Origin of the sequence: Brevundimonas sp. UBA7838 (assembly GCF_002500885.1) — a bacterium.
Classification (GTDB): Bacteria; Pseudomonadota; Alphaproteobacteria; order Caulobacterales; family Caulobacteraceae; genus Brevundimonas; species Brevundimonas vesicularis_C.
Window position 1 is genome coordinate 1 of record NZ_DLTK01000074.1, and the last position, 12195, is coordinate 12195.

The window sequence follows — 12195 nt, forward strand, 5'->3', positions numbered from 1 at the left end:
GGCGGCGAGGCGGCTCTTGCCCGACCCTGGAGGGCCGTGCAGCGCCAGCACCGCGCCCACGCCGTCGGGCCAGCGGGCCAGAACGCGCACCGCCTCGGCATTGCTGTCGGACGTCACGAAGGCCTCGCCCGCAATCGGCCTCTCCAGCGGCAGACGCAGCTGTTCGGTCGTCGTCGGGGGCAGGGCGCTCAGCGCGGACATGCGCCTGTCATAGCAGAGGCCGGCGTTAACCGCGTCAGGCCCGCGCTGTTGGTTGCGGGGAGCGAACCGCGCCCCTGTGGATGAAATCAGGCGAATTCGGCAAGGGCGGGGTTCAGCTTGCCGGCCTTGAACTCGGTCACCGTGTAATCGGCCAGGCCGTGAACCTGGAACGGATCGGCCTTCAGCAGGGCCTCCAGCTCCTCCTTTGTGCTCCCGCTGCGCACCACCAGAATGCCGCCGGTGCGTGGGACCATCGGCCCGGCCGCGATGATCAGGCCGCTGGCGACATGCTGATCCAGCCACGCGCGATGCTCGACCGTCCGCGCCTCGATGGCTTCGATGGGCTGGGTGTAGGTGATGGTGACGATGAACATGGCGGCCTCGGGCGGGATGGAAGCGTCAGATATCATGCGCGGCGGCAGGCTTTGCAACGGCTGAAACCTTGACTTTCCGGGGCGATGATGCGCCCTACGCCGCTTCGATTTCGGGCGCCGACGGCGTCGGATTCCACCGCCCAGAGACTCCAGACGGTTCGTTTCATGCACGCCTATCGCTCTCACACCTGCGGCGCCCTGCGCGCCTCCGACGCTGGTTCCGCTGTTCGCCTGTCGGGCTGGGTTCACCGCAAGCGCGACCACGGCGGCCTGCTGTTCATCGACCTGCGCGACCACTACGGCCTGACGCAGCTGGTGCTGCACCCTGAGACGCCTGGCTTCGCCGCCGTCGAACGCCTACGCGCCGAGAGCGTGATCAAGGTTGATGGCGAGGTGGTCGCCCGCGACGCCTCGGTGGTGAACGCCAATCTGCCCACGGGCGAAGTCGAGGTGCGCGTTCAGGGTGTCGAGGTGCTGTCCGAAGCCGCGGAACTGCCGATGCCGGTCTTTGGGGATCAGGAGTATCCTGAGGATATCCGCCTGGCCAACCGCTTCCTGGATCTGCGCCGCGAGCGACTGCACAAGAACATCGTGCTGCGCTCCAAGGTGATTTCCTCGATCCGCCGCCGCATGGTCGATCAGGGCTTCCTGGAGTATCAGACGCCGATCCTGACGGCCTCGTCGCCGGAAGGCGCGCGCGACTTCCTGGTGCCGTCGCGACTGCATCCGGGCAAGTTCTACGCGCTGCCCCAGGCGCCGCAGCAGTTCAAACAGCTGCTGATGGTGTCGGGCTTCGACCGTTATTTCCAGATCGCGCCGTGCTTCCGCGACGAAGACCTGCGCGCCGATCGCTCGCTGGAGTTCTACCAGCTCGACGTCGAGATGAGCTTCGTGACCCAGGAAGACGTCTTCGCCGCCATCGAGCCGCTGATGCACGGCGTGTTCGAGGAGTTCGGCGAGGGCAAGCCGGTCTCGGCCATCGACGGCGTCCATACCTTCACCAACGACTTCGGCGAGACGTTCGAGCACAAGGGTTTCGAGCGCCTGACCTACGCCCAGTCGATGGCCTGGTATGGTTCGGACAAGCCGGACCTGCGCAACCCGATCAAGATGCAGGTGGTGTCGGATCACTTCCGCGACGGCGGCTTCGGCCTGTTCGCCAAAATCCTGGGCGCGGACGACAAAAACGCCGTCTGGGCCATCCCGGCGCCCACGGGCGGTTCGCGGGCCTTCTGCGACCGCATGAACAGCTGGGCGCAGGGCGAGGGCCAGCCGGGCCTGGGCTATATCTTCTGGTCGGAGGACCAAAGCGCCTGGGGCGGGCCGATCGCCAAGAACCTGGGCCAGGAGCCGACCGAGGCCCTGATGTCGTCGCTGGGTCTGGGCCAGGGCGACGCCGCCTTCTTCGTCGCTGGCCTGCCCGCGACCTTCGCCAAGTTCGCCGGTCTGGCCCGCACCCGCGTGGGCACGGAGCTGAAGCTGGTGGACGAAGACCAGTTCAAATTCTGCTGGATCGTCGACTTCCCCATGTTCGAATGGTCGGAGGAAGAGAAGAAGGTCGACTTCAGCCACAACCCCTTCTCGATGCCGCAGGGCGGGCTGGAGGCTCTGGAAGGTCAGGATCCGCTGACCATCCGCGCCTATCAGTACGACATCGTCTGCAACGGCTATGAGCTGTGCTCGGGCGCGATCCGGAACCACAAGGCCGAGATCATGCTGAAGGCGTTCGAGATCGCCGGCTATGACGCCTCGGTGGTCGAGGAACAGTTCGGCGGCATGTTGAACGCCTTCCGCTATGGCGCGCCGCCGCACGGCGGCCTGGCCCCCGGCATCGACCGCATCGTCATGCTGCTGGCCGGCGAGACGGCCATCCGCGAGGTCATCGCCTTCCCGCTGAACCAGCAGGGCGAGGATCTGCTGATGAACGCCCCGACCGAGGCCGAGGAGCGCCAGCTGAAGGATGTCCACATCCGAACGGCCCTGCCGATCAAGGTGTGATCGGCGAGATTTGATCAAGGACGACAGAGGGGGGATGCTTAGCGGCGTCCCCCTTTTTTGTGCTCGCGCCCCGGGCGAGCACGATTGCCTGCAACCGCTGACCGGGATTTACGTTCGCATCGGACGTTAATCTTTCGGTAACCAAATGCGACGCGCCATTCGACTGGGTATCTTCATCGGCACCGTGCTGGGCATGAGCGCCTGTGCGACCCAGTACGACGCCAACGGCCGGCCGGTTTCGGGCGCTTACGGCTCGGTCGAAGCCGGGCGGACGGGTTGAGCGTAAAGGAAAACGTGGCGCTGGTCGCGATCCTGCCCTAATGTAGCGCTGCGGACGCCGTCTGTCGCGCCGCGTCGGTCCCCAAAACCCCCTAGATGTTACTCATCGCTATTGCTGTCGTTCTGCTCCTGGTGGTGCTCAACGGCTTGTTCGCCATGACTGAATTGGCGGTCGTCTCCTCGCGGAAATCCAAACTACAGGCGAGGGCGGAACGGGGCGACCGGGGGGCCAGGGCGGCGCTGAAGCTGTCGGAAGAACCGACTCAGTTCCTGTCCGCGGTCCAGGTGGGCATCACCCTGATCGGCATTCTGGCGGGCGCCTATGGTCAGGCGAGCATCGCGGGCGAACTGGATCGCATTCTGGAAGTCGCCTTCCCGGCGCTGGCTCAATATACCGAATTCTTCGCCACGGCCCTGGTGGTCGTGTGCATCACCTATGTCTCGCTGATCATCGGCGAACTGGTGCCCAAGCGCCTGGCGCTGATCTTCCCCGAGACGGTGGCGTCGAAGATGGCCGGGCCGATCTCCAAGCTGGCGATCGTGTTGAAGCCGTTCGTCCTGCTGCTGACCGCCTCCACCTCGGGCATCCTGAAGCTGTTGGGCGTCAAGGATCGCGATGGCTCGGACGTGACCCAGGAAGAGGTGGCGACCATCCTGGCCGAAGGCACCTCGGCTGGCCTGATCGAGCCCGAAGAGCAGGTGATGATCGAGGAAATCCTGCGCCTGGGCGACCGTCCGGTGCGGGTGGCCATGACGCCGCGCCACGACGTGTTCTGGATCGCCCTGGACGACCCCGAAGAGATGCTGCGCGAAGAGATTCGCACCTGCCCCTATTCGCGGATCGTGGTGGCGCGCGAGAGCGACGTCGATAATCCGCTGGGCGTGGTTCACAAGAAGGATCTGCTGGACAGTCTGCTGACCAACGGCAAGTTCGACATCGAACCGCTGGTCGCCGAACCGGCTTTCATTCCCCAATCGACCTCGGTGTTGAAGGCGCTGGAGATCCTGAAGGGCTCGCGAGTCCACATGGCCTTCATCGTCGATGAGTACGGCGCCTTCGAAGGCGTGGTGACGGCGACCGACATCCTGGAAATGATCGCCGGCGACTTCAATGAAGGCCATGACGAAGAGCAGGCCTGGATCCATCAGCGCGCCGACGGCAGCTGGCTTGTCGACGGTCAGACGGACCTGGACGAATTGGCTGACAAGCTGGGCGAAGACTTTGGCGAGCATGAAGGCTTCCACACCGTCGCCGGCCTGATTCTGCACCAGATCTCGCGCGTCCCGGACGAGGGCGAGGTGCTGCAGGTGGGTCGATTCGAGGTCGAGGTCGTGGATATGGACGACCGCCGCATCGACAAGCTGATCTTCAAGGAACTGGTGAAGGCACAGGACGAGCGGGACGCCATCGCCGCGCATCTGGAAGACTGATCGCAAGTGTCACATCGCCCTTGAAATGGCGGGCGGTGTCGGGCATACGCCCCCCTCTGGCGAACGCACGGACCTTTCGGGTTTGCGCGGTTGTCTAGGAGTTTAGCTCAGCTGGTAGAGCACCGGTCTCCAAAACCGGGGGTCGTGGGTTCGAGTCCCCCAACTCCTGCCAATCCCCCCTGTCGCTTCCGGATGGGACTTCCCATCTGGGGCGACAGGAACAATTGTGTGAAGAGCAACTGATGGCCAAGGCCAAAACTCCCGGCAAGCGGCCTCAAGGCAGCGCGAAGCCCCAGATCGGCGCCAAGCCTCAGGCGGCCGGCGCCGCCGCCATCACGGTCGATTCGCCCGAGCCCAGGAAGCCCCGCACCAGCCCCGGCCAGTTCCTGAGCCAGGTGCGCGCCGAAGGCCGCAAGATCGTCTGGCCCAGCCGGAAGGAGACTTGGATCACCTCGGTGATGGTCTTCATCATGGTCATCATCGCCTCGATCTTCTTCTGGATCGTGGACACCGGCCTGGGCTACGCCTTCCGCTACATCATCGCTCTCGGATCCTGAGAAAGACGCGCCCATGACCGATGCAGCGCCCGCAAAGCCCGCCAATCCGCGCCACAAGTGGTACATCGTCAACGCCTACTCGAACTTCGAGAAGAAGGTCGCCGAGCAGCTGCGTGATCAGGCCAAGCAACAGGGCCTGGAAGACGCCTTCTCCGAAATCCTGGTTCCGACCGAGGACGTCGTCGAGATCCGTCGCGGCCGCAAGGTGAACTCGGAACGCAAGTTCTTCCCCGGCTATGTGCTGGTGAAGATGGAAATGACCGACCAGGCCTATCACCTGGTCAAGAACACGCCGAAGGTCACGGGCTTCCTGGGCGCTGCGGGCGGCACCAAGCCGCTGCCGGTCTCCGAGCGTGAAGTTCAGAACATCATCGGCGCCGTGGAAGAGGGCGTCGAGCGTCCGAAGCCCACCATCCGCTTCGACATCGGCGAGAAGGTCAAGGTCATCGACGGCCCGTTCGCCAGCTTCGACGGTTCGGTCGAGAGCGTGGACGAAGAACACGCCCGCCTGCGCGTCGCCGTGTCCATCTTCGGCCGCGCCACGCCGGTCGAACTGGAATACGCCCAGGTGGAGAAGGTCGCGGGCTAAGGCTCACGCCCCGGTCGAAATATCAAGCCGCGTCCGAATGGTCGCGGCTTTTTCGATTCTGGAGCCACGGCGGGGCGGTGCGTTGCCTTTCCATTCCCCCTCTGTTACACGCGCGCCTTCGCTCGGCAGGCCTTCGGTTCGTGGAGCGTCAAATCCGTGGGAGGCAGCCATGCCGCACCACGGCTCACCGGTCCCGGATCACGTCCGGGATCATTCATAGGAGAGACCAATGGCCAAGAAGATTCTCGGCTATATCAAGCTGCAAGTGCCGGCCGGTTCGGCCACGCCTTCGCCCCCGATCGGCCCGGCTCTGGGTCAGCGCGGCGTGAACATCATGGGCTTCTGCAAGGAGTTTAACGCGCGCACCGAGAAGGAAGCCAAGGGCACCCCGCTTCCGACCGTGATCACCGTCTATCAGGACAAGTCGTTCACCTTCATCACCAAGACGCCCCCGGCGACCTGGTACCTGAAGCAGGCCACGGGCCTGAAGTCGGGTTCGAAGCTGGTCGGCCGTGAAGTCGCCGGCAAGATCACGCAAGCGCAACTGCGCGAGATCGCCGAAAAGAAGATGAAGGATCTGAACGCCAACGACATCGACGCGGCGGCCAAGATCATCGAAGGCTCCGCCCGCGCGATGGGCCTCGAAGTGGTGGAGGGCTAAACCATGGCCAAGCAAACCAAGGCCTTCAAGGCCCGCACCGGCGTGACCCAGGACCTGCTGCCGTTCTCCGACGCCATCAAGCTGGCCAAGGAAAACGCCAAGGCCAAGTTCGACGAGTCGCTGGAAATCTCGGTCAACCTGGGCGTCGACCCGCGTCACGCCGACCAACAGGTCCGTGGCGTCGTCAACCTGCCGTCGGGCACCGGCCGTGACGTTCGCGTCGCCGTCTTCGCCAAGGACGCCAAGGCCGCCGAAGCCACCGCAGCCGGCGCCGAACACGTCGGCGCCGAAGATCTGTACGAAAAGATCGCCGGCGGCTTCATGGAGTTCGACCGCGTGATCGCGTCGCCGGACATGATGGCCCTGGTCGGCCGTTTGGGTAAGGTGCTGGGCCCGCGCGGCCTGATGCCGAACCCCAAGGTCGGCACCGTGACCCCGAACGTGGCCCAGGCCGTCAAGGACGCAAAGGGCGGCGCCGTGGAGTTCCGCGTCGAGAAGGCGGGCATCGTCCACGCCGGCATCGGCAAGGTCTCGTTCACCCAGGACGCCCTGGAAGCCAACGTGAAGGCCATCGTGGACGCCCTGGTGCGTTCCAAGCCGTCGGGCGCCAAGGGCACCTATGTGAAGCGCATCAGCCTGTCGTCGACGATGGGCCCGGGCTTCAAGGTCGACCCGGCCTCGCTGGGCGCCTAAGTCGAAAGACAAGCCACACTGAAGAACGGCGGGGAGCGATCCCCGCCGTTTTTTCTTGCCCGGAGATCGTGCCTGCCGTCAGGATGCGCGCCTATCTGGGGGATCATATGAAACAACTCTTCGGCGGGCTGGTGCTGGCCCTTGCGTTGCTGACTGCGCCCGCGGCCACGGCCGGGACAAACGATGTGTCGGCCGAGAAGCTGGCCTTGGCCAACAAGTTCATCGCCCTGATCCAGGGCGAACAGATGGGCGCTTCGCTGGGTCAGATGACGGCGATGATGATGCCGCGATCGGACACGATGTCGGCTGAGCAGGCGGCCGAGGCTCGCGAGATCATGGCGGAGGCGACCGCCAGCATGCTGCCCCGCATGTTCGAGGCCATTGCGCCAATCTATGCCGACATCTTCACGCTGGAGGAGCTTCGGGCTCTGGTCGATTTCTATCAGAGCGATGTCGGCCGATCGATGATGAGCAAGAGCTATGCGGCGGCGCCTCGGATCGGTGCGGCGATCCAGGCCATCATGCCTGAGCTTATGGCGGACATGGGCGATCAGCTCTGCAATCGTCTACAGTGCACGCCTGAAGAGAAGCGCGAGGTGAAGGCCGCCATGGCCAATGCGGCGCAGGGCCAGGCGGCCACTAGGCCTCAATAGGCGGCGGTGAAGCGGGCGCGGCTGTGCTTGGGGTTTTCCAGCTCGTCGACCATGGCGATGGCGTAGTCGGAGAAGCCGATCTTGCTGTCGCCGTTGGCGTCCACGACCAGTTGGTCGGTCCCGGTGCGGTAGCGGCCCAGGCGCGGCGTTTCCTCGATCAGGGCGGCGGGGGAGAAGAAGGTCCAGTCGATGTCCGTTTCCTGACGCAGGTCGTCTAGGAAGGTCAGCCCGCCCTTGGCGATGGGCTTCCATTCGGCTGGAAACTGCGGTGTGTCGAACAGCAGGACGCCGGGCGCGACCTCCAGGCTGGCGGCGCCGCCGGTGACGAGCAGGCGCGGGACGCCGGCGGTCTTCAGCGCGCCGAGGATCGTCGCGGCGGGAACATCGAAGTGCAGGGCGCTGATGACCGCGTCCGAACCCTTGATCAGGTCGGCGAGCGCGGCGGCGTCCGAGGCGTCGCCGGCGACAGGCGTGACGCCGGTGGCGCTCGGGATCGCCTCAGGCTTGCGGGCGATGGCGGTGACCGTGTGACCGCGCGCGGCCAGTTCCTTGGTGATTTCCGAGCCGGCGCGACCGCTGGCGCCGAGGACTGCGACTTTCATGGAAGGCTCCTTTGGGTATCCAATGGATACCAGGTGCGATATGGGATGCGACCATGCAAGACGGCACCTCTCAGACACCTGGTTACCTTCACGAAACCTGGCTGCGCGGCGATGTGTTCGCGGCGAACTGTCCGACGCGCCAGCTGCTGGACCGCATCGCCGACAAATGGAGCACCCTGATCCTGATCGTGCTGGGCGAGGGGCCGATCCGCTTCAACGCCCTGAAGCAGCGGGTCGATGGCGTGTCGCAGAAGATGCTGAGCCAGACGCTGAAGTCGCTGGAGCGCGACGGGCTGGTGTCACGCTCCGTCGTGGCCACCGTGCCGGTGTCTGTGACCTATGCGGTCACGCCGCTGGGCCGAACCCTGATGGCGGCGATGCAGTCCATGATCGACTGGGCCGAGACCCGGATGCCGGAAGTAGCGGCCGCGCAAATGGCCTACGATCAGCGATCCTCCGACGCCCACTGACTTTTTTACCGCCTGCGGCGAACGGCCACGCTCGACCCGCGTTCCTGTCGCGACCTTGAAGGGGGCGATATGTTCGGACTGGGAAAACTGATGAGCGACAAGCCTGGTGTGGGCGGCCACGACCCGTGGAAGGGGCGGCTCGCGTTCGGCGCCATCGTGCTGGTGGCGGCCTATTTCGCGGTCCAGCTGATCGTGACCTTGCAGACGCTGTGGCTGCTGATCTTCGGGGCCATCGTGGTGTCGGTGATCCTGCGCGCCCTGGCCGATCCCATCGTGCGCTGGCTGAAGGCGCCGGACCCGCTGGCCGTCTTCCTGTCGCTGCTGATCGTGATCGCGGTGCTGGCTGGCGTTCTGACCCTGTTCGGAACCCAGATCACCGAACAGGTCGTGGCCCTGTCCGCCGTGGTGCCGCAAGGGTGGGAGCAGGTTCAGTCCTGGATCCAGGCCCAGCCCTATGCCGCGCAGCTGTTGGAGCAGTTGCAGGGGCTGGGCGGCCGCGCCGGTCAGGCTTTGCAGGTCGCTCAGAAGTTCGCCCTGGGCTTCGCATCGGGTGTCACCACACTGGTTCTCGTCGTGGTCGCGGGCGTCTTCCTGGCGATCGAGCCCGCCAAGTCGCGCGAGGGGCTGTTGTCCATGCTGCCCATGGATCGCCGCCCGCGAATGCGCGAAGTGCTGAACAACTGTGGCAAGGCGCTGAAAGGCTGGCTGAAGGCGCAGCTGTTCTCGATGGTTCTGGTCGGCACGCTGACAGGCGTCGGCTTGGCCATCATCGGCGTGCCGTCGGCGCTGGGGCTGGGTCTGCTGACGGGATTGGCGCAGTTCGTGCCGATCGTGGGGCCCATCGTCTCCACCGTGCCGGCCGTGCTGGTCGGCGCCACGCAAGGGTGGCAGACGGCCCTGATGACGCTGGCGCTGTATGTCGTTGTGTCCCAGCTGGAGAGCAACTTCATCACGCCGATGGTGCAGAAGAACGTCGCGAACCTGCCCGTCGTGCTGGGCATCTTCGCCGTCGTGGGCATCGGCACCCTGTTCGGCCCTCTGGGCGTGCTGTTCGCCACGCCGCTGGCGCTGGTGCTGCACACCTTGATCACCATGCTGTATCGTCAGGACGTGCTGGGCGATCCCAAGGCCAAGGCGCCCGGCGAGAAATAAATGGGACCGTCCGTAGTCTGACAACTTGACGCAGCCGTCCTGATCCCGTTTCGAAGGCGGCCACGACCGGCAGACCTGGAACCAGACGTGAAGATTGGGGGAGCGCCAGCACGAATCGTCAGGACCGCTCAAGCGATGGGCGAGGGCTGAGGCGTGCCGCAGGCCCGGTCGAAACGCACCACCCGCTCCGAGACCCGGCAGGTCGCGGCCCTGCCGTGGCGGCTGGAGGACGGCGAGCGTCGCATCCTGATGATCACCTCGCGCGAAACGCGACGCTGGGTGATCCCCAAGGGCGGGCGGATGGTCGGCAAGAGCGATCCCGAGGCGGCCGCCCAGGAGGCGATGGAGGAGGCGGGGGTCAAGGGCGACGTCGACACCCAGTCCATCGGCGTCTTCCGCTACGCCAAGGGGTTGAAGGACGGGGGCGTGCGCCAGTGCGTGGTGTCGGTCTATCCGCTGGAAGTGCTGATCCAGATGGGCGCCTGGCCCGAGGCGCATCAGCGCGAGCGCCGCTGGATGAGCCTGAGCGAGGCGGCGGATCTGGTTCATGAGCCCGACCTGGCCGCGCTGATCCGCGACTTCGACGCCACGCCGCTGGAAGATTGAGCAACCGTCGGTCGAATTCGACTGGCCTGCGGACCTGAGCCTTCCGATAAGAGGGCGGGGAGGCCATCATGATCATCACACGCAAACAGGCGCTAGCTGCGTCGCTGGGTCTGGCGCTGGGTCTGAGCGCGACAGGCGCGCACGCGCAGACGGCGGCTCAATCGGAAACAGTCGTCGTCACGCGCGTCGAGCCGGCGCTGCAGGATGCCGGCCTGACGCGCCGCAGCGCCTTGGCGCGCGAACTGATCGACCTGTCCGTCGGCCCGAACTTCATGAAGGAGTTCGAGCGCTTCATGGTCACGCAGATGGGTGAACTGGATAAGAAGGGCGGCGAAGAAGCGATTTGGGTGCGCACCAACATGCCGTCCATGGCGAGCAGAATGATCGAGCGGTTCATGGATGACTTGGCCCCGATCTACGGCTCCGTCTTCACTGAAGAAGAACTCGTCGCTCAGATCGAATTTTATCGCACGGCTGTCGGGCGCTCTGTCGCAGCCAAGACGATATCCTTGAGCATGGCCTCACAGGAGGTCGAGACCGCAGCGATGACGAACCTTCTGGAGGAGTTCGAGAGCAAATATTGCGCCCGGTTCGACTGCGGCGAGGCCGAACAGACCGGCGCCAAGCCCAGCCGGCGTTAAGCCGGGTTGATTTCCAACGACGGCGCCTGTAAGAGCGCCGCTTCCCGTCGGAGGTTCATCTTCTGACGGTCCTGTCCGAGAACTTCGGGGCGTGGGGGTCACCCAGGCCATAACTGTCAGAGAGCCCTCTGACGCCGTGGGGAGATGGGGACGCGACCTTGCGCTGTCAGCCCGCATTCCGGGACGGACGCCGTCAGACGCATCCTTCGGACAATACGACCGGCCCGACGTTTCGCAGCGATGCGACGCGCTTTGGCCAATCCGTCGTCGGGAATAAGCCCGGCGGCGAATACCAAGACTGGAGACCGCAATGGATCGCGCTCAAAAAGCCGAGTCTATCGAATCGCTCAAGGGCGTTTTCGCCGACGCCGGCAGCGTGGTCGTGACCCACAACCTGGGTCTGACCGTTGCGGAAATGGAAGATCTGCGTGGCCGTCTTCGTAAAGAAGGCGGCGCGTTCAAGGTGGTCAAGAACCGCCTGGCGCTGAAGGCGCTCGAAGCCGAGGAAGGCAGCGACTACCACAACCTGTTCAAGGGTCCCGTGGGCATCGCCTATTCCGAGAACCCCGGTACGGCCGCCAAGGTCGCCACCGAGTTCGCCAAGGCCAACGATCGCTTCAAGATCGTCGGCGGCTTCATGGGCTCGACCATCGTCGACCAAAAGGGCGTGGACGCACTGTCCAAGCTCCCGACGCTCGACGAGGTCCGCGGTCAACTCATCGGCCTGCTCAACGCGCCTGCGACCCGTATCGCCGGCGTGCTGCAAGCACCCGCCGGTCAGCTGGCTCGCGTGTTCAACGCCTACGCCACCAAGGAAGCCGCGTAAGCGGCCCAGCCTTTCATCTCTGCATCACTCTCTAAAACCAATCCTCCGAAGGAAAACTGACAATGGCTGACCTCGCCAAGATCGTCGAAGACCTGTCCGCTCTGACCGTCCTCGAAGCTGCTGAACTCTCCAAGCTGCTGGAAGAAAAGTGGGGCGTCAGCGCCGCTGCTCCGGTCGCCATGGCTGCTCCGGCCGCCGGCGGCGGCGCTCCGGCTGAAGCTGCCGAAGAGCAAACCGAATTCACCGTCGTCCTGGTCGACGGCGGCGACAAGAAGATCAACGTGATCAAGGAAGTCCGCGGCGTCCGTTCGGACCTGGGTCTGAAGGAAGCCAAGGACCTGGTCGAAGGCGCTCCGCAGAACGTCGTCGAGAACGTCTCCAAGCAACAAGCCGACGAAGTCGCCAAGAAGCTGACGGAAGCCGGTGCCAAGGTCCAGATCAAGTAAGATCTGACTTTCGGCA

16 protein-coding genes, 1 tRNA gene and 1 pseudogene are annotated in these 12195 nt (G+C 64.8%); 15 read left to right on the forward strand and 3 right to left on the reverse strand.

Going from position 1 to position 12195, the window contains the following annotated elements; translation table 11 throughout:
• Positions 1-201 (reverse strand): annotated as a pseudogene (locus B3T77_RS06090) (hypothetical protein); the annotation flags it as partial.
• A gap of 86 nt (positions 202-287) precedes the next feature.
• Positions 288-611 (reverse strand): YciI family protein, encoded by a 324-nt coding sequence (locus tag B3T77_RS06095; RefSeq protein WP_235551325.1) that lies wholly within the window; start codon positions 609-611, stop codon positions 288-290.
• Positions 612-740: 129 nt separating this feature from the next.
• On the opposite strand from B3T77_RS06095, the gene aspS reads away from it, so the two are divergent.
• The 9 genes from aspS (at position 741) to B3T77_RS06140 (ending at position 7436) form a co-directional block, all read left to right on the forward strand.
• Complete coding sequence (aspS, locus tag B3T77_RS06100; protein ID WP_292078184.1) at positions 741-2573, forward strand: aspartate--tRNA ligase; 1833 nt, start codon at positions 741-743, stop codon at positions 2571-2573.
• A 145-nt stretch (positions 2574-2718) separates the two neighbouring features.
• On the forward strand, positions 2719-2853 hold the full coding sequence (locus tag B3T77_RS06105; protein ID WP_255360388.1) for a hypothetical protein: 135 nt from the start codon (positions 2719-2721) through the stop codon (positions 2851-2853).
• Positions 2854-2948: 95 nt separating this feature from the next.
• Complete coding sequence (locus tag B3T77_RS06110) at positions 2949-4283, forward strand: hemolysin family protein (RefSeq protein WP_292078185.1); 1335 nt, start codon at positions 2949-2951, stop codon at positions 4281-4283.
• 96 nt (positions 4284-4379) lie between these two features.
• A tRNA-Trp gene (locus B3T77_RS06115) sits at positions 4380-4455 on the forward strand.
• 70 nt (positions 4456-4525) lie between these two features.
• On the forward strand, positions 4526-4840 hold the full coding sequence (gene secE, locus B3T77_RS06120) for a preprotein translocase subunit SecE (RefSeq protein WP_292078186.1): 315 nt from the start codon (positions 4526-4528) through the stop codon (positions 4838-4840).
• A gap of 13 nt (positions 4841-4853) precedes the next feature.
• Positions 4854-5429 carry a transcription termination/antitermination protein NusG gene (nusG, locus tag B3T77_RS06125; RefSeq protein WP_017506694.1) on the forward strand — a complete coding sequence of 192 codons (576 nt, stop codon included), beginning with the start codon at positions 4854-4856 and terminating at the stop codon, positions 5427-5429.
• Positions 5430-5658: 229 nt separating this feature from the next.
• Positions 5659-6090, forward strand: coding sequence for a 50S ribosomal protein L11 (gene rplK, locus B3T77_RS06130; protein ID WP_055754816.1), 432 nt, complete (start codon positions 5659-5661; stop codon positions 6088-6090).
• Between the two features lie 3 nt (positions 6091-6093).
• On the forward strand, positions 6094-6783 hold the full coding sequence (gene rplA, locus B3T77_RS06135) for a 50S ribosomal protein L1 (RefSeq protein ID WP_017506695.1): 690 nt from the start codon (positions 6094-6096) through the stop codon (positions 6781-6783).
• A gap of 107 nt (positions 6784-6890) precedes the next feature.
• Positions 6891-7436, forward strand: a complete 546-nt coding sequence (locus tag B3T77_RS06140; RefSeq protein ID WP_292078187.1) for a DUF2059 domain-containing protein — start codon at positions 6891-6893, stop codon at positions 7434-7436.
• On the opposite strand, the gene B3T77_RS06145 is transcribed toward B3T77_RS06140, so the two are convergent.
• The gene (locus B3T77_RS06145; protein ID WP_091747624.1) at positions 7430-8038 is read right to left on the reverse strand and encodes an NAD(P)-dependent oxidoreductase; all 609 of its coding nucleotides are present in this window, start codon (positions 8036-8038) and stop codon (positions 7430-7432) included. The genes B3T77_RS06140 and B3T77_RS06145 overlap by 7 nt on opposite strands.
• Positions 8039-8091: 53 nt before the next feature.
• Between B3T77_RS06145 and B3T77_RS06150 the strand changes: the two genes are divergently transcribed.
• The 6 genes from B3T77_RS06150 (at position 8092) to rplL (ending at position 12179) form a co-directional block, all read left to right on the forward strand.
• Positions 8092-8508, forward strand: coding sequence for a winged helix-turn-helix transcriptional regulator (locus tag B3T77_RS06150; RefSeq protein WP_292078188.1), 417 nt, complete (start codon positions 8092-8094; stop codon positions 8506-8508).
• A 90-nt stretch (positions 8509-8598) separates the two neighbouring features.
• Positions 8599-9660 carry an AI-2E family transporter gene (locus B3T77_RS06155; protein WP_292078189.1) on the forward strand — a complete coding sequence of 354 codons (1062 nt, stop codon included), beginning with the start codon at positions 8599-8601 and terminating at the stop codon, positions 9658-9660.
• Positions 9661-9813: 153 nt separating this feature from the next.
• Positions 9814-10266, forward strand: a complete 453-nt coding sequence (locus B3T77_RS06160; protein ID WP_055754820.1) for an NUDIX hydrolase — start codon at positions 9814-9816, stop codon at positions 10264-10266.
• A gap of 68 nt (positions 10267-10334) precedes the next feature.
• A complete protein-coding gene (locus B3T77_RS06165; RefSeq protein ID WP_292078190.1) occupies positions 10335-10907 on the forward strand; it encodes a DUF2059 domain-containing protein in 573 nt (190 codons plus the stop codon).
• A gap of 310 nt (positions 10908-11217) precedes the next feature.
• A complete protein-coding gene (gene rplJ, locus B3T77_RS06170) occupies positions 11218-11733 on the forward strand; it encodes a 50S ribosomal protein L10 (protein WP_055754822.1) in 516 nt (171 codons plus the stop codon).
• Positions 11734-11795: 62 nt separating this feature from the next.
• Positions 11796-12179: a 50S ribosomal protein L7/L12 gene (gene rplL, locus B3T77_RS06175; protein WP_017506702.1), complete on the forward strand. Its 384-nt coding sequence runs from the start codon at positions 11796-11798 to the stop codon at positions 12177-12179.
• The last annotated feature ends 16 nt before the right edge of the window (positions 12180-12195 follow it).